Here is a 20,790-nt window from a genome sequence, read left to right as displayed (position 1 = left end):
ATGCCGGCCCGCCGCGGCCCGGCACCGTGCCCGGGCTCAGCCCGCCAGGTCCGCCGCCGACGCCGCCCGCGAGCTCGCCGCGCGCAACTCCGCCGCGACCGGGTCGACGTCCCGCTGCGCCCACCACGCGCGGCCGCTCTCCGGCAGCGTCGCGATCGGGTCGTAGTAGGTGTAGCGCCGGTCCAGGGCCGCCTCGTCGCCGGCCTCGATGCCGGTGCGGTAGTTCTTGGTCCAGTAGCTGATGCCGCGCTCGCGGTCGTACTCGGCGACCTGGTGCACCCAGCGCTTCCCGACGTAGGGGACGTCGCAGACGATCCGCGGCGTCGCGAAGCCGGGGAGGTAGCCCATGATGTCGTGCTGCAGCGTCTGCGCCTCGGCCAGCGACACCCGCCAGTGCTCGGCGCTGGGGATCATGTCGCACATGTAGAAGTAGTACGGCGTGATCGAGGCGCCGTCCTGGAGCGCGAAGCACAGGTCGAGCAGCTGCGGGGCGGTGGCGTTGACCCCGCGCAGCAGCACCCCCTGGTTGCGCACGTCGCGCACGCCGGCCGCCAGCATCGCGCGCGCCGCCTCGGCCACCAGCGGGGTCACCGACTGGGCGGCGTTCACGTGCGTGTGGACGGCCAGCGACACCCCGCGGGCGCGGGCGGTGCCGGCCAGCCGGGTCATGCCGGCCACGACGTCGTCCTGCAGCCAGTGCTGGGGCAGCCCCATGAGCGCCTTGGAGGCCAGCCGGATGTCGCGGACCGACTCGATCTCCAGCAGCCCGGCGACGAACGCCTCCAGGTTCTTGAACGGCAGGTTCGCCACGTCACCGCCGGAGACGACGACGTCACGGACCCCAGGGGTGCGGCGCAGGTACGCGAGCATCTCGGCCTGCCGGTCGACCGGCTTCAGCTCGAACTTCAGCTTGTCGACGGCGGGCGTGGAGTTGCCGACCAGGTCCATGCGCGTGCAGTGGCCGCAGTACTGCGGGCAGGTGGGCAGCAGCTCGGCCAGCACCTTGGTGGGGTAGCGGTGGGTGAGCCCCTCGACCGCCCACATCTCGTGCTCGTGCAGCGAGTCGCGCGCGGCGTACGGGTGGCTGGCCGCCGCGCCCGGGAGCCGGTCGGACGCCACGGGCAGCATGTAGCGGCGCACGGGGTCGGCCAGCATCGCCGCGGTCGTCGGCACCGCGTCCGGGACCATCGTGTTGAGCATCTGGGGCGGCAGCAGCAGCGACATCGTCGCCCGCCCCGCCTGGTCGGCCTCGACGTCGGCGTAGAAGGACTCGTCGAGCAGGTCGCCGTAGACGCCGCGGAGCTGGCGCAGGTTCTTCACGCAGTTGACCCGCTGCCACTGGGCGCTGCGCCACTGCTCCGGCGTCACGTCGGCGAAGCCCGGCAGCCGCCGCCAGTCGGGCTCGACGAGCTCCCGCGCGACGTACCCGTAAGGCTGTTCCAGCACGGTGCTGCCTCCTCGTCGTTCGCCAACACGGGGCACCCTACGGGAGGATCTTCGGCGTCGGAGGCCGTTCACGCTAGGTTCTCCTGCGACGGACCGGGCAGACGGGAGAGGCGCGTGCACGGAGCGGCGGAGCGGGCACTGGGCGTGCACCGCGTGCTGGAGCCCCCCGGTGTGCTGCCGCAGGCCGCGCTCCGCCTCGACACGGACCCGGCGATCGGGCCGGACGAGGTGCGCATCGCGGTGCAGCGGCTCAACCTCGACGCGGCGTCGTTCCGCCAGCTCTCCGAGGCCTGCGGCGGGAACGGCGACGCCGTCCGCGAGGCGGTCCTGGCCATCGTCGCCGAGCGCGGCAAGATGCAGAACCCGGTCACCGGCTCCGGAGGGATGCTCATCGGGGTCGTCGACGCCGTCGGCGCGGAGTCCCCGCTCGGGCTCGCGGCCGGCCAGCGGGTGGCCACCCTCGTCTCGCTCACCCTCACCCCGCTGCGGATCACCGACGGGCTGGTGCGCTGGGACGGTCGCTCCGAGCAGGTCCCCGCAGAAGGGACGGCGATCCTCTTCGCCCGCTCCATCGCCGCCGTGCTGCCCGACGACCTGCCCGAGCCGGTGGCGCTCGCCCTGCTCGACGTCTGCGGCGCCCCCGCCGCGACCGCCCGCGTCGTGGAGCGGAGCGGCGCCCGGTCGGTCGTGGTGCTGGGCGCCGCGGGCAAGAGCGGCTGCCTCTCCCTCGCCGCGGCCCGCGCGGCCGGGGCCTCGTCGCTCACCGGGCTGGTGCGCGACGAGGCGGAGGCGGCCGCCCTGACCGCCGCCGGCCTGGCCGACCGGGTGGTGGTCGCCGACGCGACCGATCCGCTGGCCGTCGCCGCCGCCGTGGGCACCCCGGCCGACCTGACCGTGGTGTGCGTGGACGTCCCGGGGGCGGAGCACGGCGCGGTCCTCGCCACGGCCCAGGGCGGCACCGTGGTCTTCTTCTCCATGGCCACCTCCTTCCCGGCGGCGGCCCTGGGCGCGGAGGGGATGGCGGCGGACGTGACGATGCTGGTGGGCAACGGCTACACGCCGGGGCACGCGGCGATGGCCCTGGACCTCTACCGGACGACGCCGGGCGTGCGCGCCCTGGTCGATCCGCGGGTGCACGCGTGAGCCTGCTCCTCACCGACGTGACGATCGGCGACCGCCCGGGCCGGGCGGTGCACGTCGACCGCGGCCGGATCACCTGGCTCGGCGACGCCGTGGACGCGCCGTCCGCCGGTCGGACCGTCGCGGGGGAGGGGGCGCTGCTCACCCCGGCCTTCGTCGACGCGCACGTGCACGCGACGGCGACCGGACTGGCGCTCACCGGTCTCGACCTCCACTCGAGCTCGAGCGTTGCCGGCGCCGTCGCGGCGCTGCGGGAGCACCTCGCCGCCGCGGCGGGAGGCGTGGTGCTCGGCACCGGGTGGGACGAGACCGGCTGGCCGGAGGGGCGGGGGCTGACCCGGGCCGACCTGGACGACGTCGCCGGCGACCGGCCGGTCTACCTGGCGCGGGTCGACGTCCACTCGGCGACCGTCTCCACCGCGCTGCTCGACCGCATCCCCGGCATCGCGGAGCTGCCCGGGTACGCGCCGGACGGGCAGCTGCGCCTGGACGCCCACCACGCCGCGCGCCAGGCCGCCTTCGGGGCGGTCACCCCGGCGCAGCGGCGGGCCGCCCAGCGCGCCACCCTCGACGCCGCGGCGGCGCTGGGCATCGGGACGCTGCACGAGATGGCCGGTCCCGAGGTGTCGGGCGCCGACGACCTCGCCGGGCTGCTCGCCCTGGCGGGGGAGCAGCCGGGGCCGCGGGTGCTCGGCTACTGGGGCGAGCTGGCCGAGCGCGGAGGGCTCGACCTGGTGCGCGAGCTCGGGCTCGTCGGCGCGGGTGGCGACCTGTTCTGCGACGGCGCCTTCGGGTCGCACACCGCCGCCCTGAGCACCCCCTACGCCGACCGGCCGGGCACCTCCGGGGCACTCCGCTTCGACACGGCGTCGCTGGTGCACCACGTCCGCGCCTGCACCGAGGCGGGGATCCAGGCCGGGTTCCACGTCATCGGCGACGTCGCCGTCCGGCAGGTCCTGGACGCGATCGGGACGGTGGTCGACGAGCTGGGCGTGGCGGCCGTCCGCGCCTGCCGGCACCGCCTCGAGCACCTGGAGATGCCCGACGACGACGTCGTCGACCGCATGGCCGTCTGGGGCGTCGTCGCCAGCGTGCAGCCGGCCTTCGACGCCGCCTGGGGTGGCGACGCCGGCATGTACGCCGAGCGGCTCGGCGCCGAGCGCGCGGCCGGCACCAACCCCTTCGCCGACCTCGCCGACGCCGGCGTCGTCCTGGCGCTGGGCAGCGACGCCCCGGTGACCGCGCTCGACCCGTGGGGCGGCGTGCACGCCGCCGTCGACCACCGGACGCCCGGCTCGGGGCTGCGCCCCTTCGACGCCTTCGACGCCGCCACCCACGGGGGCTGGTCCGCCGCCCGGCGGGAGCACCCCGCCGGCCCGCTCGCCGCCGGCGCCCCCGCCGACCTCGCGCTCTGGGCCACCACCAGCACGCTGTCCACCGTCCTCGCCGGCCGGGAGCGCCCCGCCTGCCGCCTGCTGGTCGTCGGAGGAGAACCCGCATGACCCGTCTCGAGCTGGACCCCGCCCTGGTGGCGCGGGCGCGGGAGCTGGCCGCCCGGGCCGCCGCGCCGGTCGTCGACCTCGCCCACCGGCACACCACCGTCTCCGTCGAGCGGGCGGTGCTGCGCCTGGCCGGCCTCACCGGCACCGACCCGGTGACGGGGGAGGGGAGGGTCGAGGACCGGGTGCCGTGGGTGAACCGGGTGGTCGACGCCGTCCGGGACCAGGTGGGGCTGGAGTCCGGCGTCGCGCTGCCGGTCTGGCACGCGCTGGCGTCCGGGAGGACCCTCCAGCAGCTCGCCGAGGAGGTGGGCGCCGGCACGGCGCGGTTCGCGGTACCCACCGGTGCGGACGCCGAGCGCGCCCGCGCGGCGGCCCGCGCCGCGGTCGCCGGCGGCATCGCCCGGATCGACGCCAACCGGCGGCGCCGCGAGGAGCTGGTGGCGCAGCACGGGGACCCCCCGCGCCGGCCGTGGATCTACCTGATCGTGGCCACCGGCGACATCCACGAGGACATCCCGCAGGCCCAGGCCGCCGCCCGGGCCGGGGCCGACGTCATCGCCGTCATCCGCTCCACCGGGCAGTCGCTGCTGGACTACGTGCCCGAGGGCGCCACCCGCACCGGCTACGCCGGCACGTACGCCACCCAGGAGAACTTCCGGCTCATGCGGGCCGCCCTGGACGACGTCAGCGCCGAGCTGGGCCGCTACGTGCGGCTCACCAACTACGCGTCCGGCCTGTGCATGCCCGAGATCGCCGTCCTGGCCGGGCTCGAGCGGCTGGACATGATGCTCAACGACGCGATGTACGGGATCCTCTTCCGCGACATCAACCCGCGGCGCACCTTCGTCGACCAGCGGTTCAGCCGGATGGTGCACGCCCGCGCCGGGATCATCATCAACACCGGCGAGGACAACTACCTCACCACCGCCGACGCCGTCGACGAGGCGCACACGGTCACGGTCAGCCAGCTGCTCAACGAGACCCTCGCGCACGAGGCGGGGCTCGAGGACTGGCAGCTGGGGCTCGGCCACGCCTTCGAGATCCAGCCCGAGCGGCACGAGTCCTTCCGGCTCGAGCTCGCGCACGCGCTGCTGGCCCGCAGCCTCTTCCCGGACGCGCCGCTGAAGTGGATGCCGCCGACCAAGCACATGACCGGCGACGTGTTCCGCGGCTACCTGCTCGACGGGTTCTTCAACCTGGCCGGAGCGCTGACCGGACAGGGCATCCTGCTGGTCGGGATGATGACCGAGGCCGTGGTGACGCCGTGGCTGTCCGACCGCGACCTGGCGCTGCGCAACGTCCGCTACGTGCTCGACGCTGCGGGCAACCTGGCCGAGGACTTCTCCCCGCCGCGGGGCGGGTTCATCGACCGGCGGGCGCACACCGTGCTCACCGAGGCCGTCGGGCTGCTGGAGAAGATCGCCGACCACCCCGAGGGGCTGATCCAGGCGATCGCCGACGGCACCTTCGGCATCACCCGGCGCCCCGCCGACGGCGGCAAAGGCCTGGACGGCGTCGTGGCGACCGGCCCGGACGCGTACAACCCCGCGCTGGAGCTCCTGGGAGAACAGGGGGAAGCCGACCATGCCTGACGGTTCGATCGTGCGGCCGTACGGCGACACCACCGGCGACGGGATGGTGCAGACCTCGTTCACGTTGCCCGTGCCCGCCGGGCCGAAGGCCGACGGCGCCGCGCTCCAGCTGGCGAACAAGATGGGCATCCACCCCGCGATGGTCGTGCACAGCCACGCCATCGACAGCGGCTACACCTTCTTCGTCGTCTACGGCAGCGTGCAGCACCTGGTCGACCTGGACGCCGTCGTCGTCGAGGAGCGGGCCTACCCGCTGCTGTCGTCGGCGGAGATCAACGCCGCGATCCGGACCGGCCTCAACCGCAAGCTGGTCGTGCTCGGCGCTTGCATCGGAACGGACGCGCACACGGTCGGCATCGACGCGATCCTCAACGTGAAGGGCTTCGCGGGGGAGAAGGGCCTGGAGTACCTGCGCGAGATGGCCGTGACGAATCTCGGCGCCCAGGTCACGGTGCCCGAGCTCGTGGCCAGGGCCCGCGCCGCCCGCGCCGACGCCGTCCTCGTCTCCCAGGTCGTCACGCAGAAGGACGCCCACCTGCGCAACACCCGCGAGCTGGCCGCCGCCTTCCGCGAGGCGATGGGGGAGCAGCGCCCCCTGCTCGTCGTCGGCGGCCCGCGCTTCGACCCCGCGATGGCCGCCGACCTCGGCGTGGACAAGGTCTTCGGCCGGGGGACGACGCCCGGCGAGGTCGCCAGCTACCTGGTGCACGCACTGATCCCGGAGGAGCCCCGATGACCGAGGACCCGAGGCTCGGCCTCACCGTCACCCACCGCCGCTACGTGCCCTACGCGCACGCCCACTACGGCGGCTCGCTGGTCGACGGCGCCTACAGCCTCGGGCTGTTCGGCGACGTCGCCACCGAGGTCGCGATCGTCATGGACGGCGACGAGGGGCTGCTGGCCGGCTACTCCGAGGTCCGCTTCCTCGGGCCCGTCCGGGCCGGCGACGTGCTGGAGGCGACGGCCGAGGTGGTCCGCATCGGCCGGCGCAGCCGGGAGCTGCGCTGCACCGCGCGCGTCGTGGCCCGGGCCGAGCCGGAGCGGGGGGCCTCCGCAGCGCGGGTGCTCGACGAGCCGCTGATCGTCGTCGAGGCCGTGGCGACCCTCGTCGTGCCGGCAGCAGGGTAACGATCGGGTCACAGTCGGTCTCCCGGTTACCGGAAGTGTCGGCACGACCGCGCTGTGTTCTTACAGTCCCTGCAGTTCTTCTTCCGGGAGCACCGCGCCGTGCCCCTCGGATCCAGCGTGCGGGCCCTCCGGTGCGAACCGGGCCGCGGGGGCCGGCGTGAGACCCGGGGGAGCGGCCGGCGAACCCGGCGGAACCCGAGCGGACCCCGTCATCAGACAACGGTCGCGCCGGTCGCCGCCAGCGACCGGCCGTCCGGCCCGAAGACGAGAGCCCGACCGGGACCCCGCCGGCGCGCACCCCGGTCGGGGGAATGACCTCGTCCAGCGCGACGGGGCGAGTGGGATGCTGGGTCAGGACCGCGGCGACGAGCGTGGCGGTCCGGACCCCGTCCGACCGGTTCGGGGAGGCACCCCGGCTCTGGGCGACGTCCCGGTGACGGTCGGGACGGTTCCCGGGAGGGCATGCGTGGTGGCGGCTCCGAGCGCGCCGGCGCCTGCCGTGCCGACGGCGGACCCCGGCTCCGGCCGGCTGACGGGCCTGACCGCCCGGCTGCCCTGGCGGACGCTGCTGGCCGCGCTCGGCGGCCTGGCCATGATGCTGGCCTTCCCCTCCGCCGGGATCCTGCCGCTGGCCGTGCTGGGTCCGGCCGCCCTGACCGTGGCGGCGCACCGCGTGCGGGTCCGGTTCGGGGTGTGGCTCGGGCTGGTCACCGGCCTCGCCTTCTTCGTCCCGCTGCTGTCCTGGACCGGCGTGTACGTCGGGTCGTTCCCCTGGCTGGCCCTCGCGGTCGTGCAGTCGCTGTACCTGGCGCTGCTCGGCGGCGCCACGGCGCTGGCGACCCGGCTGCCCGGGTGGCCGGTGTGGGTGGCGGCGCTGTGGGTGGCCCAGGAGGCGCTGCGCGGGCGCGCGCCCTTCGGCGGCTTCCCGTGGGGCCGGCTCGGGCTGAGCCAGACCGACGGCCCGCTGCTGTCCCTCGCCGCCTACGGCGGGGTGCCGCTGGTGAGCTTCGCGGTGGCCCTGCTCGGCGCCCTCCTGGCCGGGGCCGTCCTGGTGGGCCGCCGCGCGCCCCGGACCGCCGCCGTGCGCCTCGCCGCGGCCGGCGCCGTCCTGCTGATCGGCGCGACGGCGTGGTTGCCGCTGGCCGGGCCCTCGCTCACCACCGGCGGTCCGACGGCGACCGTCGCGGTCATCCAGGGCGACGTCCCGCGGGCCGGGCTCGACTTCAACGCCCAGCGGCGCGCGGTGCTCGACAACCACGTGCAGCGCACCCTGGAGCTGGCCGACGCGGTCGAGGCCGGGGAGCAGCCGCAGCCGGACCTGGTGATCTGGCCGGAGAACAGCTCCGACATCGACCCCTACACCAACGACGACGCCGCGGCGCAGATCGACCGCGCGGCCACCGCCATCGGCGTGCCGGTGCTCGTCGGTGCGGTCGTCGACGGACCGGGCCGCTCCATCAGCAACACCGCGATCGTCTGGGACCCCGACGAGGGCCCGGGGGAGACCTACGTGAAGCGGCACCCCGTGCCCTTCGGCGAGTACATCCCCTACCGCTCCTTCTTCCGGCTGTTCAGCGACCAGGTCGACCTGGTGCGCCGCGACTTCGCCGCCGGGGACGACGTCGGCCTGCTCGACGTCGGCGGCACGCAGCTGGGTGACCTCATCTGCTTCGAGGTGGTCTACGACGGCCTGGTGCACGACGTGGCCGGCGCCGGCATGCTCGTCGTCCAGACCAACAACGCCACCTTCGGCTACACCGACGAGAGCGAGCAGCAGCTGGCGATCAGCCGGCTCCGGGCGGTCGAGCACGGCCGCACCGTGGCCATCGCCGCGACCAGCGGGATCTCGGCGATCGTCGCGCCCGACGGCTCGGTGGTGCGCTCCTCGGAGCTGTTCACCCCCGACGTGTTCGTCGAGGAGATCGCCCAGCGTGGCAGCCGCACCCTGGCGACCCGCCTGGGCTCGGCCCCCGAGTGGGCGCTCACCGCGGTGGGCCTGGGCGCGCTGGCCGTCGCCGTGCGCCGGAACCGGGCGGCCCGGTGACCGACCGCGTGCTCGTGGTGGTGCCGACCTACGACGAGATCGAGAACCTGGAGACGGTCCTGGCGCGGCTGCACGCCGCCGTCCCGGACGCGCACGCGCTGGTCGTGGACGACGGCTCGCCGGACGGCACCGGCGAGCTTGCCGACCGCCTGGCCGCCGCGGACCCGCGCGTGCACGTGCTGCACCGCACCGAGAAGGCCGGCCTGGGCCCGGCCTACGTCGCCGGCTTCGGCTGGGCCGCGGAGCACGGGTACGACGTCGTCGTCGAGATGGACGCCGACGGCTCGCACGCCCCCGAGCAGCTCCCGCAGCTCCTGGCCGGCCTGGCCGACGCCGACCTGGTGCTGGGCTCCCGCTACGTGCCCGGCGGGAGCGTGGTCGACTGGCCGCTGCACCGCCTGCTCCTGTCGCGCGCCGGCAACCGGTACACGCGCTGGGCGCTGCGGCTGCCGCTGCGCGACGCCACCGGCGGGTACCGGGCCGCGCGGCGCACGCTCCTCGACCGGCTGCCGTTCGACGACGTCGCCAGCCAGGGCTACTGCTTCCAGGTCGACTGGGCCTGGCGGGCGGTGCGGGCCGGCGCGCGGGTCCGCGAGGTGCCCATCACCTTCGCCGAGCGGGAGCACGGCAGGAGCAAGATGAGCGGCTCGATCGTTGGAGAGGCGTTGGTACGGGTCACCGCGTGGGGCCTCCGCGACCGGCTGGCCGACCGGCTGCCGGGCCGGATCTCCCGGCCCGTGCCGGCGCGGCCCCGCGACGGCGGGCGGTCGAGCGCGGCCCGGTAGGCGGGTCGCCGCCGCCGGTCTCGGACGGGGCAGGAGAGGCAGGACGTGGTGGGACGACGGTTGCGGCTGCTGGTCGGGCTCTGGGCCCTGGCCGAGGTGATCGTGCTCGTCCTGGTGGCGCAGTGGATCGGGGTCGGCTGGACCGTCCTCGCGACGCTGGCCACCAGTGCGCTGGGCTGGGTGCTTCTGGCCCGGCAGGGGACCAGGGCGCTGGCCGAGCTGCGCGAGCGGGCCCGCACCCGGCGGTCGGCCGGCCGGGAGCTGGGCGACGCCGGGCTGATCGGCGTCGGGGGGCTGCTCATGGTGCTGCCCGGGTTCCTCGGCGACCTCGTGGGCCTGCTGTGCCTGCTGCCGGGCACCCGCTCGCTGGTGCGGGCGGTCCTCGGCCGGCTGATCGCCTCGCGGGTGCCGGTGGGGCTGCGCCCGCCGGTGCGGGTGGAGAGCGTCCGCACCGCCGAGGTGCCCGACGCCGGTCCCGCGCCCGCGGCCGGCCCGCTGGTCATCGAGGGCGAGGTCCTGCGCGGCCCGGACGGCCGCCCGCTGCGCTGACACCCCGCAGACGCAGAACGGCCCCGGTGGATCGCTCCACCGGGGCCGTCGTGACGTCCTTCGTCAGCTGGCGCGGGTGCGCCGGCCGCGGAGCACCTCGAGGCGCTCGGCCAGGACCTCCTCGAGGTCCTCGACGGAACGACGCTCCAGGAGCATGTCCCAGTGGGTCCGCGGGGGCTTGACCTTCTTGGGGGCCGGCTCGGCGCCGCCCACCAGCTTGGCCGCGGAGCCGTCGAACTTGCACTCCCAGGTGTCCGGGAGCTCCGCGTCGTCGGCGAAGGGCACCGTGAAGAGGTGACCCGAGGGGCACTTGTACTCGGCGTACTGCCGCTCGATCGGGGCGGTGTTCCGCTCGGTCTCGTAGCTGACGCTGCCCAGTCGGCTGCCGCGCAGTGAACGCTCGCCCATGGCACACCGGTCCTCTCGTGCTTCGGGTGTCGGTCGGTCGATGCCCGCCCGGCAGGGGCATTACCCATGCCTGCGGGAGTCACTTGCACCAACGACGGAGTTCGCGGAGAGATTCCGCTGAATCGGTGGACAATCATCGCATGGGGGCAGAAACTGCGCGCCTCCGCCCCCCGGAGGGGTGAGCTGCCGGCTCAGGGGAGCGCGAGCTGCCCGGGACCGGCCGCGGTGGGGCCCAGCTCGCCGCGCACGTGGTGCCGCCGGCACAGCACCTGGTAGCGCACGGCGGGGGAGGGGCCGCCCTCCTCGCCGGGCAGCTCCGCGGGGGCGGTGTCGGCCACGACGACGGTTTCGCCGGAGCGCACCATCACCCCGTCGACGACCCGCGCGTTGAGCAGCCCGGGCAGCCCGCACCAGCACAGGACCTCGACCTGGACCCGCTGCACGTCGTCGGCGACCTCCAGCAGCCGCTCGGTGCCCGGGAACAGCCGGGTGCGGAAGTCGGTGGTCAGCCCGAAGGCGTAGACGTCGACGTGCGACTCGTCGACGAGCTCGGCGAGCTGGTCGACCTGGGCGGCGGAGAGGAACTGCGCCTCGTCGACGATCAGGTAGTCGACGCGCTGGCCGTCCGCCCACCGGTCGCGCACCAGCAGCCGCAGGTCGGTCGCGCCGTCGATCTCGATCGCCTCGCGGGACAGCCCCACGCGGGAGCTGATCTGCGGCGCCGCCGAGCGGTCCCCCTGCGTCACCAGCAGCCCGTAGCGGCCCTGCCGGCTCTGGTTGTGGTCCACCTGCAGGGCCAGCGTCGACTTCCCGCAGTCCATCGGCCCGTGGAAGAACCGCAGGTGCGCCGGCGCCGGGTGCCGGCGCCGGTCGCCGGACGCCGGGACCGCGGCCGGGACGGGCAGCGGGACCGGGGGAGGGGAGGGGTGCTGATCGGCCGTCACAGTTTCTCCGGTGGGGTGTTGCCGGCCGCGACGACCGCGCGGCGCATGGGGAGCAGGGCCAGGGCGACGAAGCCGGCCACGAAGAAGACCACCAGGCTCACGATCGCCAGCCGGTAGGACCCGGTGAGCTGGTAGGTGAGGCCGAAGGCGAGCGGCCCGAGCCAGCTGGTGCCGCGGTCGCTGATCTCGTAGAAGCCGTAGTACTCGGCCTCCTTGCCGGCCGGGATGAGCTGGCTGAACAGCGACCGCGACAGCGCCTGCGTGCCGCCCTGGACCAGCCCGATCACCGCGGCCAGCGCGTAGAACTGGGCGACGGCGCCCTCCTGGAGGAAGAACGCGGCCAGCAGCACGCCGATCCAGGCGACGAGCGCACCGAGCACCACGCGCTTGGCGCCGTAGACCCCGGCCAGCCGCCCCAGGCCCAGCGCGCCGGCGATGGCCACCACCTGGACCATGAGGATGGCGCCGGTGAGCACGTCCTGCTCGAGGCCCAGCTCCTCGGTGGCGTAGGTCGCCGACAGCGAGATCACCGTCTGGACGCCGTCGTTGAACAGCAGGTAGGCGCCCAGGAACCACAGGGTCAGCGGGAAGGCGCGCATCTCGCGCAGCGTCGTCGCCAGCTGCCGGAACCCGGTTCCGGTGCGGACGGCGTCGGGGTCACGGACCGGCCGGTCGCGCAGCCGCGACAGGGTGAACACGGTGAACGCGCCCCACCACAGGCCGGCGCTGGCCAGGCAGATGCGCACCGCCTCGCCGGTGGTGAGCCCCAGGGAGTCGGCGCCGAGGACCAGCCCGAGGTGCACGGCGAGCAGCAGGGCACCGCCCACGTAGCCGAAGGCCCAGCCCTTGCTGGAGACGGCGTCGCGCTCGTCGGGCCCGGCCAGGTCGGGCAGCCACGAGTAGTAGACGACGGTCGCGGCGCCGAAGCTGATGTTGGCCACGACGAACAGCAGCGCCCCGAGCAGGTAGCGGCCGTCGGCGACGAAGAACAGCCCTGTCGTGGCCAGGGCGCCCAGGGCGGCGAACCCGCCGAGCAGCTGGCGCTTGCGCCCCGTCCGGTCGGCGACGGCGCCGGTCAGCGGGAGGACCAGGACCTGCAGGACGACCGACACCGACAGCACGTAGGAGAACCAGCTGCCGGGCGGGATGTCGAGCCCGAGCACGGGCAGCCGGCCGTCCTCGCCGACGGCGTCCTCGGCGACCGACGTGAGGTAGGGGCCCAGGAAGACGGTCGTCACCGAGGTGTTGAAGACCGACATGGCCCAGTCGTAGGAGTACCAGCCGAAGCGTTCGCGGCGCAGGGCCCGCTCGGCCGTGGGCTCGTCGGCAGCTGCTCCGGCGGCGGAGGGCGCGGTCACCGGCGCAGGGTGCCAGCCGGTGACCGACCGGTCCAGCACCGGGGGGCGGAGCTCACGGGATGTCCTCCGGGACGACGCCGCCAGGGAAGGCGGCGGGCCGGCTCTGCGGGCGGGTCGGGTCGGGGAACCGCGGTGCCTCCGGCTCGTCGGCGCGCAGCGGCACCAGCCCGCGGGTGATGGCCGCCGCGATGCGGGTGCGCGCCCGGTTGGCGTCCCCGACCCGGCCGGCCCGCAGGTCGTCGAGCACCACGGGCGGGCCGACGTGCACCCGCAGCACCGGGCGGCGCACGACCGCCCGCGCCGCGGTGCGCACCTTGCCCCAGCCGCGGCCGTACTGCAGCACCTCGTGGGCTCCCCACTGGCTGACCGGCAGCACCGGCACCCCCGAGGTGAGCGCGAGCCGGGCCATGCCCGTGCGGCCGCGTTCGGGCCACAGCCCGGGCGCCAGCCCCTGGCGCCCCTCGGGGTAGGCGACGACGTGGCCGCCGTGCGCCAGGGCCACCTGCGTGACGGTGACGGCGGTGCGGGCCAGCTCGGTGCCCCGCTGCACCCGGATCACGCCGCAGCGCTCGAGCAGCCGGCCGACCACCGGCACCCCGAGGATGCCCGCGGTGGCCATGATGCGGGGCCGGACGCCCAGCCGGTGCAGCGCGACGGCCACGACGAAGGGGTCGAAGTCGCCGATGTGGTTGACCGCGAGCAGCAGCGGGCCGCGGCGCAGCTGGTCCGGGACCTCGCCGGTGGCCTCGATCCGGCCGAACAGGCCGACCACCCAGCCGAGCCGGTGCAGCACGAACCGCCAGAACCACCAGGGCGGCGCCGCGGCCACGGCCAGCTCGCGGGCGAACCACCCCGGGTCCTCGGGACCCACCAGCGCGGCCAGCTCCCCCGGCAGGGGAGGGGCGGTGCGGGCGTTCAGCGTGGTGCCCACTGGCCCCGCTTCTCGAGCAGCTCCCGGAGCATCGCCGGGCGGTCGGTCATGATCCCGTCGACGCCGAGGTCCAGCATCCGCTCGGCCTCGACCGGGTCGTCGACCGTCCACACGTGCACCTGCAGGCCGCGGGCGTGCGCGGCGGCCAGGAACCGCTCGTCGACCAGCGCCCGGCCGCCCAGCTGCAGCGGCACCTGGGCGCACCCGGCCTGGATGCGCACCAGCCCGGCGGCACGGGGGGAGTAGGAGGACAGCCGCAGCGCCGCCACGCCCCGTGGGCCCAGCGACGTGCAGACCGCGGGGCCGAACAGCCGGCGGGCCGCGGCGATGCGGGCGTCGGAGAACGACCCGAGGCAGATCCGGTCGGCGACGTCCATCCGCCGGACGAGGCGCACCAGCGGGGCCAGGACGCCGGCGGCCTTGATGTCGAGGTTGAAGCGGACGTCCGGCCACGCCGCGAGCAGGTCCTCCAGCCGCACCACCGGTTCCCGGCCACCGATCCGGGCCTCCGCCACCTCCGCCCAGCGCAGCGCGTCCACCCGGCCCGTGCGGTCGGTGATCCGCTCCAGGGTCGGGTCGTGGAAGGCGACCAGCACGCCGTCGGCGGTCACCTGGACGTCGGTCTCCAGGTACCGGTAGCCGAGGTCCACGCAGGCCTGGAAGGCCGGCATGGTGTTCTCCAGGTGCTCGATGGCGCCGCCGCGGTGCGCCATGGCCAACGGCGTGGGCGCGTCGAGGAAGGCGAATCGCGCGGAGGCCACGGCGTCCACGCTAGTGGGGGCGCACCGCGGCCCCGTCGAGCCCCCGCCCGGGCAACGGACCGGACCCGCTCTGGCGTGTCCCCGGGTCCTGTCGGAGATCCCGTCTAGCCTCCGCAGACGTGGCACAGCAGCACGCGTCGAGCACCATGACCTCCCCGCAGCTCTCCCCCGCCCCGACGCGGGGGAGGGGCGAGGAACGGCGCTGCGGCTGGTGCCGGCGGGTCCTGCCGGAGCAGGGGTCGGTCGGTCGTCCGCGGCTCTACTGCGGGCAGGCCTGCCGGCAGCGCGCCTACGAGCAGCGCTCGGCCACCGCCAAGGCGGGGCTGCCGGCCGACGTCGTCCTCGTGTCCCGCGCCGAGCTCGACGGGCTGCAGGACCGGCTCTACCAGCTGCGCTGCGCCCTCGAGGACGTCGAGACGCTGCTCACCGAGAAGCCCACCAAGGCCGAGCTCGAGCGGTCGCTGGCCGATCTCGTGCGCTCGACCGGCCGGCTCGACCGCCTCTGGGTGACCGAGCGCTCCTGAGCGCCCCGGCTCAGTCCGGGTCCTGCGTGTCGTCGTTCTGGTCGTCCTCGTTGCCCGGGTCCGGGTTGCTGTTGTCCGGCAGGTTCTCCCGGTCGGCGTCCTCGTCGTCGAGCTCCTCGTCGCTCCCGTTGCCGTCGGTCGTCCCCTCGTTCGGGGTCGCCGGGTCGCCGCAGGCGGTCAGCGTCGCGCCACCCCCGAACAACGCCAGTGCGGTGAACAGTGCGGCGATCGGTCGTCGGATGCGCATGCCTCGACCCTACGAACGTCGGCGCCGGACCGCCCGTCGAAGCACCTCGACCACCCACCTTTCGTCACAGTTACGCAATTCGGGTGGTGTGGTCGGATGGGGGAAGAGGTGGCCCCGGAGCGCCTGAGACGGTTGTCGGCCCGTCATGGCCACACGGCAGCCCGCATCAAGATCAACAGAGATCAAGATCGGCACGGGGGAGCAGGCGCGGATGATCGACCCGGGCGCGGACGGCGGACCTCGATCCGGACCGTGCGCCCGGCCAGGGCAGCTTGCTCGGAACGCCCGAGTGCGAACACGGCGCTCGACGGCGCTCGACGGCGCGCGACGGTGCACGGAGGGCACAGCGCCCGCGAGCGGCGAGCGTCGGCGCCGGCCGCGCACGGCGACCAACCCCTTCTGAGCCTCCGGATCCACCGCCGATAATGCACATTATGTCAACTCATACGACGGCAACCCGCTCCACCACCGGCTGACCGCCCTGCTGGGCGACGATGGCGGCATGCGCACCTGGACCCACGTCGGCCGCTGCTGGACCAACGGCGAGCCCTTCCTCGCCCTCGACGCCGATCTGCTGCCCGACTGGTCCGGTGAGACCGAGGGCCACTACGAGCAACTCGTGCCCGACCTCGGCTACGAGGTCACCAGCGTCCCCGTGGGCGCCGGCCGTGCCGCTCTCCTGCTCACCGACGCCGAGGTCGGCGACGAGGGCTGGCTCGAGATCTACCGCGCCGACGACGGCGCCGTCGCCGTCCTCCAGGTGAACGCCGGCGACTACCCCGCCGCCCTGCAGGCCGCGCTGGCCCACCCGGACGACGCCGGAGACCCGGGCGACCACGTCGCCGTCCCCAGCGGCCGGCTCGCGTTCATCAGCGCCGCGCTCGACGGCGCCGGCGTCCAGGCCGCTCCCCTGGTTCCCGAGGCACCCCGGGCCACGCCGACGTCCGACGCGTACGACGAGCGCCAGGACGACGCCGGCGGTCCGCTGCTGCGCGCCACCGCCCACGGCTTCCGGATCTGGGTCCAGTGGCGGACCGAACTGGCCGGTGATGCCCTCTTCGCCCGCTGGCTGCTCGCCCCCGCGTCCGGCGACTTTTCGTCACGGTGACGTTTTCCCGATGAGCCCCCGCCGTCCGCGGCGTCGTACCCGGGAACGCCCCGTCCGACAGGAGGACCCGTGCCCACCGTCAGCCCGATCATCGTGACGTCCGACCTCGAGCGCCTGCGCACCTTCTACACGGAGCTGCTGGGCGCCACGGAGGCCGAACGCGTCCCCGAGGAGGGGCCGGTGTTCTTCGTCGGGCTCCGGATCGGCGACTCCCACCTCGGCCTCGTGGCCGACGGCGACGTCTCCCCCGGCGCGCCGACCCGCGTGGTGCTGAGCATCGACGTCCCCGACGTCGACGCGCTGCTGCCGCGGGTGACCGCCCTGGGTGGCCGGTCGGGGTCCGGTGCGAACGACATGCCCTGGGGTCAGCGCGTCGCGCACATCAGCGATCCGGACGGCAACGCGGTGAACCTGACCCAGCAGCTGTGAGGTCCCGGTCGCTCCCCGCGCCGGGGAACGACCGGGACCCGGGTCAGCCGATCTCGCTGCGCTCGATGCGCACCCAGCCGGCGACCAGGGGCACCACGCCCCAGAGGGCGAGCGACGTCGCCACCTGCGCCCAGCCCTGGCCGTCGAGCGTGCCGTCGTACATCGGGGCCAGCGTGGTGCCGAGGTCCAGCCAGTCGCGCATCCAGGTGAGGCTGCCGACGGTGTTCGACACGACGGTCACGACCGTCGGGAGCACGAAGTACAGGACGATCGCCAGCGGGGAGCTGAGCAGCAGCATGCCGAAGGCGACGCCGACGAGGACCGTGACCACCTGCGCCACGAGCACCTGCCCGACCTGCGCTCCCGAGAGGCTCCAGTCGGCGCTGTGGGAAGTGAGCACCGGGGTGAGGAGCGCGCCGAGGGCGGAGGCGACGGCCGCGGCAGCCACCCCCAGCACGCCGAGGACCGTGGCGGCGAGGACCTTCGCCGTCAGCACCCGCGAGCGCGCCGGCACCAGCGCGAACGTGGTCATGGCCGTGCGCTGCGACCACTCGCTGGTGACCAGCAGGATGCCCAGCACCGGGAGCAGCAGGCTGATCGGCAGCTGGGTGATCGCGAAGAAGTTCGCGAGGGTGCGGTCCTGCTCGTCCCCGGCGAACAGCAGCAGCGCGACCGCCGCGACCGTGGTCAGGCCGACGACGAGCAGCAGCCAGAACCCGGCGCGGGTGTCGCTGGTCTTGCGCAGCTCCACGCGGGTGAGCCGCAGCAGCGACGGCGCCGGGGCCGAGCCGGGCGACGGCGTGGACGCGGTGGACGGGACGGTGGCGGTGCTCATGCCCGGGTCTCCTGGATCTGGGGGGCGGTCGCGGTCGGGGCGCCGCCGGCGCTCGGGCCGGTCAGCGAGCGGAAGAGCTCCTCGAGCCGGTCGCCGCCGGCCGGCCGCAGCTCCAGCAGGGGCACGCCCGAGCGGGCGGCGGCCAGCCCGACCGCCTCGGCGGTCCCGTCGGCCACCAGCGAGTCCGCCGACCCGGCGGTGGCGCCGATGCCGGCCGCCGCCAGCGCCGCCGCCAGCGCGCCGCGGTCGCGGGCCCGGACCAGCGTGCCGGTCCCGGCGAGGAGCTCCTCGCTGCCGCCCTGCGCCACGATGCGGCCGCCGGCGATGACGACGAGCCGGTCGGCGACCGCCTCCACCTCGCGCAGCAGGTGCGAGGAGAGCAGCACGGTACCGCCGCGGTCGGCGAAGCCCCGGAGCAGCCCGCGCATCCAGAAGATGCCCTCGGGGTCCAGCCCGTTGGCCGGCTCGTCCAGGACCAGCACCTGCGGGTCACCCAGCAGCGCCGATGCCAGGCCGAGCCGCTGCCGCATGCCCAGCGAGTACTTGCCGACCCGCTTGCCGGCCGGCTTCCCCGCCAGGCCGACCTGCTCCAGGACCTCGTCCACCCGCCGGGGTGCGACGCCCAGGACCATCGCGGACAGGGTGAGCGCCTCCCGCCCCGTCCGGCCGGCGTGCTGGGCACCGGCGTCGAGCAGCACGCCGATGTGCCGGCCGGCGTTCGGCAGCTCGCGGTAGCGCCGCCCGCCGATCGTCGCGGTGCCGGTGGTGGGCAGCGTCAGCCCGCAGAGCGCCCGCAGGGTCGTGGACTTCCCGGCCCCGTTGGGTCCGAGGAAGCCGGTGACGGTCCCGGGCGCGCAGCTGAAGGAGACGTCGGAGACGGCGAGCTGGGCGCCGTACCGCTTGGTCAGGTGTTCGACGGAGATCACGCGGACCACCCTGCCGTGGCCGCCCGGCGGACCGCGTCAGCCCGACGGCGGTTCCCCCTCGACCTTGGTCGACCGTTTCCCCCGCGTTCGCGACCTTCGGTCGATGCCACCGACGTCCGTCGTCCGTAGCCTGCGAGGGTGCCCACCGCCGTCCGCCCCGCTGCCGGGTCCCCTCCGGGCATCGACCACCCGTCGCTGGTCCCCGCGCTGCTGCTGGCCGACTCGCTCTCCCCGGAGGCCGCCGACGGGCGCGGCCGGGTGCCGCGATCGGTCCGGGACTGGGTGGTCGACGTCGCGCTGTTCCTCGTCGCCGTCGTGGCCGGCCTGCTCGCGTTCGCCGAGGCCGCCGGCCGTGCCGCGCCGCCGTCGGACGGCCTGCTGTTCCTCGACCTGGTCGCCGGCTCGCTGGCGTGCCTGCTGCTCTGGGCGCGGCGGCGGTGGCCGGTGGGCCTCGCGCTGCTGCTGACCGTGCCCGGCGCCTTCTCGGACATGGCCGGCTTCGCCGTCTTGATCAGCCTGTTCACCGTCGCCGTGCACCGCACCTGGCAGCCGGTGGCCGTCGTCACCGCGGCGAACCTGGCCTCCTTCGCCGTGTACCTGCGGCTGCGGCCGGATCCCGAGCTGCCCACCCCCGCCTTCCTGGCGATCGGGACCGTGGCGACCGCGGCGGTGGTGGCCTGGGGCATGTTCGTCCGCGCCCGCCGCCAGCTGGTGGTGTCGCTGCGCGACCGCGCCGACCGCGCCGAGGCCGAGCAGCGGCTGCGCGTCGAGCAGGCCCAGCAGCTGGAGCGCACCCGGATCGCCCGCGAGATGCACGACGTCCTCGCGCACCGGCTGTCGCTGCTGAGCATGCACGCCGGGGCGCTGGAGTTCCGCCCGGACGCCCCGCCGGCCGACGTCGCGGCCGCCGCCGGCGTGATCCGGGCGAGCGCCCACCAGGCGCTGGAGGACCTGCGCGAGGTCATCGGCGTGCTGCGGACCGCCCGGGAGCCGGGTGCCGTCGAGCCACCCCAGCCCACGCTCGTGGACCTGCCCGCACTGGTCGAGGAGAGCCGGCAGGCGGGCCTGCGGGTCCGGGCCCGGTACCAGGTGGCCGACCTGGCCGAGGTCCCCGCCTCGGCGGGGCGGGCGGCCTACCGGGTGGTGCAGGAGGCGCTGACGAACGTGCGCAAGCACTCCCCGGGCACGGTCGCCGACGTGCTGGTCGACGGCGCCGCGGCCACCGGCCTCACCGTGGAGGTGCGCAACCCGCTGCGCGTCGGCGGCTCGCAGCCCTCCTCCGTACCGGGCAGCGGCACCGGTCTCGTGGGCCTGCTCGAGCGGGTCAGCCTGGCCGGCGGCAGCCTGGAGCACGGCTGGACGCCCGACGGCGAGTTCCGGCTCCGCGCCCGGCTGCCCTGGCCGGCCGCCGGTGGCGCGGCGTGACGGCGCCGGAGGGCGCCGCGGTCCGGGTGCTGGTGGTCGACGACGACCCGCTGGTGCGCGCGGCCCTGTCGATGGTGCTCGGCGGGGCGGACGGGCTGCGGCTGGTCGGCGAGGCGGCCGACGGCGACGAGGTGCCGGCCGCGGTCGCCGCCACCGCGCCCGACGTCGTGCTCATGGACATCCGGATGCCCCGGGTGGACGGCCTGGCCGCCACCGAGCGGCTGCAGGCCGGCGGCGACGCCCCGCAGGTCATCGTGCTCACCACGTTCGACGCCGACGACCACGTGCTGCGCGCTCTGCGAGCCGGCGCCAGCGGCTTCCTGCTCAAGGACACCCCGCCCGCGGACATCGTCGACGCGGTCCGCCGGGTGGCCGACGGCGAGCCGATGCTCTCCCCCACCGTCACCCGCCAGCTGATCGCGCACGTGGCGGAGGCCGCCGCACCGCGGGACGACGACGGCGACCGCGCCCGCGCTCTCCTGGCCCGGCTCAGCGAGCGGGAGCGCGAGGTGGCCCTGGCGGTCGGCCGGGGGCTGTCCAACGCCGACATCGCCGCCGAGCTCTACATGAGCGTGGCCACGGTCAAGGCGCACGTCTCCCGCCTGCTCGTCAAGCTGGAGGCGGGCAACCGGGTGCAGGTGGCCCTCGTGGTGCACGACGCCGGGCTGCTCTGACGGGCCCGTTCCTCCGGCGCCCCGGCCGGGTAGC

The 20,790-nt window shown here is 75.3% G+C and carries 22 protein-coding genes; 13 read left to right on the top strand and 9 right to left on the bottom strand.

Annotated features, from left to right (window positions below):
- Positions 1-36 precede the first annotated feature (36 nt).
- Entirely contained in the window at positions 37-1,446 is a 1,410-nt protein-coding gene (locus DQ241_RS10080) for a KamA family radical SAM protein (RefSeq protein ID WP_113830066.1), read from the bottom strand.
- Between the two features lie 114 nt (positions 1,447-1,560).
- On the opposite strand from DQ241_RS10080, the gene DQ241_RS10075 reads away from it, so the two are divergent.
- From DQ241_RS10075 to DQ241_RS10040, 8 genes are all read left to right on the top strand, one after another.
- Positions 1,561-2,589, top strand: coding sequence for an L-erythro-3,5-diaminohexanoate dehydrogenase (locus DQ241_RS10075; RefSeq protein WP_199584336.1), 1,029 nt, complete (start codon positions 1,561-1,563; stop codon positions 2,587-2,589).
- Positions 2,586-4,088 (top strand): amidohydrolase, encoded by a 1,503-nt coding sequence (locus tag DQ241_RS10070; RefSeq protein WP_113830065.1) that lies wholly within the window; start codon positions 2,586-2,588, stop codon positions 4,086-4,088. The genes DQ241_RS10075 and DQ241_RS10070 overlap by 4 nt, the downstream gene beginning before the upstream one ends.
- Complete coding sequence (locus DQ241_RS10065) at positions 4,085-5,680, top strand: lysine 5,6-aminomutase subunit alpha (RefSeq protein ID WP_113830064.1); 1,596 nt, start codon at positions 4,085-4,087, stop codon at positions 5,678-5,680. Before DQ241_RS10070 ends, DQ241_RS10065 begins: the two co-directional genes overlap by 4 nt.
- Positions 5,673-6,416, top strand: coding sequence for an OAM dimerization domain-containing protein (locus DQ241_RS10060; protein WP_113830063.1), 744 nt, complete (start codon positions 5,673-5,675; stop codon positions 6,414-6,416). The genes DQ241_RS10065 and DQ241_RS10060 overlap by 8 nt, the downstream gene beginning before the upstream one ends.
- Positions 6,413-6,808, top strand: a complete 396-nt coding sequence (locus tag DQ241_RS10055) for a MaoC family dehydratase (protein WP_113830062.1) — start codon at positions 6,413-6,415, stop codon at positions 6,806-6,808. The genes DQ241_RS10060 and DQ241_RS10055 overlap by 4 nt, the downstream gene beginning before the upstream one ends.
- A gap of 469 nt (positions 6,809-7,277) precedes the next feature.
- Positions 7,278-8,852, top strand: a complete 1,575-nt coding sequence (lnt, locus tag DQ241_RS10050; RefSeq protein ID WP_233492349.1) for an apolipoprotein N-acyltransferase — start codon at positions 7,278-7,280, stop codon at positions 8,850-8,852.
- On the top strand, positions 8,849-9,637 hold the full coding sequence (locus DQ241_RS10045; protein ID WP_113830060.1) for a polyprenol monophosphomannose synthase: 789 nt from the start codon (positions 8,849-8,851) through the stop codon (positions 9,635-9,637). The genes lnt and DQ241_RS10045 overlap by 4 nt, the downstream gene beginning before the upstream one ends.
- Before the next feature lie 48 nt (positions 9,638-9,685).
- Positions 9,686-10,186, top strand: coding sequence for an FxsA family protein (locus tag DQ241_RS10040; RefSeq protein WP_113830361.1), 501 nt, complete (start codon positions 9,686-9,688; stop codon positions 10,184-10,186).
- Between the two features lie 63 nt (positions 10,187-10,249).
- Here the strand turns inward: DQ241_RS10040 and DQ241_RS10035 are convergent, their stop codons facing one another.
- From DQ241_RS10035 to DQ241_RS10015, 5 genes are all read right to left on the bottom strand, one after another.
- Positions 10,250-10,594 (bottom strand): RNA polymerase-binding protein RbpA, encoded by a 345-nt coding sequence (locus tag DQ241_RS10035; RefSeq protein WP_113830059.1) that lies wholly within the window; start codon positions 10,592-10,594, stop codon positions 10,250-10,252.
- 191 nt (positions 10,595-10,785) lie between these two features.
- Positions 10,786-11,538, bottom strand: a complete 753-nt coding sequence (locus DQ241_RS10030) for a thymidine kinase (RefSeq protein ID WP_113830058.1) — start codon at positions 11,536-11,538, stop codon at positions 10,786-10,788.
- The gene (locus DQ241_RS10025) at positions 11,535-12,896 is read right to left on the bottom strand and encodes an MFS transporter (protein WP_113830360.1); all 1,362 of its coding nucleotides are present in this window, start codon (positions 12,894-12,896) and stop codon (positions 11,535-11,537) included. Before DQ241_RS10025 ends, DQ241_RS10030 begins: the two co-directional genes overlap by 4 nt.
- Positions 12,897-12,948: 52 nt before the next feature.
- Positions 12,949-13,827 carry a 1-acyl-sn-glycerol-3-phosphate acyltransferase gene (locus DQ241_RS10020; RefSeq protein WP_113830057.1) on the bottom strand — a complete coding sequence of 293 codons (879 nt, stop codon included), beginning with the start codon at positions 13,825-13,827 and terminating at the stop codon, positions 12,949-12,951.
- Positions 13,812-14,588 carry a glycerophosphodiester phosphodiesterase gene (locus tag DQ241_RS10015; RefSeq protein WP_199584334.1) on the bottom strand — a complete coding sequence of 259 codons (777 nt, stop codon included), beginning with the start codon at positions 14,586-14,588 and terminating at the stop codon, positions 13,812-13,814. Before DQ241_RS10015 ends, DQ241_RS10020 begins: the two co-directional genes overlap by 16 nt.
- A 119-nt stretch (positions 14,589-14,707) precedes the next feature.
- Between DQ241_RS10015 and DQ241_RS10010 the strand changes: the two genes are divergently transcribed.
- The gene (locus DQ241_RS10010) at positions 14,708-15,112 is read left to right on the top strand and encodes a hypothetical protein (protein WP_233492348.1); all 405 of its coding nucleotides are present in this window, start codon (positions 14,708-14,710) and stop codon (positions 15,110-15,112) included.
- Between the two features lie 10 nt (positions 15,113-15,122).
- Here the strand turns inward: DQ241_RS10010 and DQ241_RS10005 are convergent, their stop codons facing one another.
- Entirely contained in the window at positions 15,123-15,359 is a 237-nt protein-coding gene (locus DQ241_RS10005; RefSeq protein WP_113830056.1) for a hypothetical protein, read from the bottom strand.
- Positions 15,360-15,861: 502 nt separating this feature from the next.
- On the opposite strand from DQ241_RS10005, the gene DQ241_RS10000 reads away from it, so the two are divergent.
- Positions 15,862-16,467 carry a hypothetical protein gene (locus tag DQ241_RS10000; protein ID WP_113830055.1) on the top strand — a complete coding sequence of 202 codons (606 nt, stop codon included), beginning with the start codon at positions 15,862-15,864 and terminating at the stop codon, positions 16,465-16,467.
- Between the two features lie 69 nt (positions 16,468-16,536).
- Complete coding sequence (locus DQ241_RS09995) at positions 16,537-16,896, top strand: VOC family protein (RefSeq protein ID WP_113830054.1); 360 nt, start codon at positions 16,537-16,539, stop codon at positions 16,894-16,896.
- Between the two features lie 43 nt (positions 16,897-16,939).
- On the opposite strand, the gene DQ241_RS09990 is transcribed toward DQ241_RS09995, so the two are convergent.
- Together DQ241_RS09990 and DQ241_RS09985 are read right to left on the bottom strand one after the other, a co-directional pair.
- Complete coding sequence (locus DQ241_RS09990; protein WP_113830053.1) at positions 16,940-17,731, bottom strand: ABC transporter permease; 792 nt, start codon at positions 17,729-17,731, stop codon at positions 16,940-16,942.
- Positions 17,728-18,657: an ABC transporter ATP-binding protein gene (locus tag DQ241_RS09985; protein ID WP_113830052.1), complete on the bottom strand. Its 930-nt coding sequence runs from the start codon at positions 18,655-18,657 to the stop codon at positions 17,728-17,730. The genes DQ241_RS09990 and DQ241_RS09985 overlap by 4 nt, the downstream gene beginning before the upstream one ends.
- A 138-nt stretch (positions 18,658-18,795) precedes the next feature.
- On the opposite strand from DQ241_RS09985, the gene DQ241_RS09980 reads away from it, so the two are divergent.
- Positions 18,796-20,082, top strand: a complete 1,287-nt coding sequence (locus DQ241_RS09980) for a sensor histidine kinase (protein WP_113830051.1) — start codon at positions 18,796-18,798, stop codon at positions 20,080-20,082.
- On the top strand, positions 20,079-20,756 hold the full coding sequence (locus tag DQ241_RS09975) for a response regulator transcription factor (protein ID WP_233492347.1): 678 nt from the start codon (positions 20,079-20,081) through the stop codon (positions 20,754-20,756). Before DQ241_RS09980 ends, DQ241_RS09975 begins: the two co-directional genes overlap by 4 nt.
- The last annotated feature ends 34 nt before the right edge of the window (positions 20,757-20,790 follow it).

It is taken from the genome of Blastococcus sp. TF02A-30, assembly GCF_003319185.1.
Classification (GTDB): Bacteria; Actinomycetota; Actinomycetes; order Mycobacteriales; family Geodermatophilaceae; genus Blastococcus.
The sequence above is the reverse complement of the archived record's forward strand: the minus strand, read 5'-3'. Positions and strand labels throughout refer to the sequence as shown.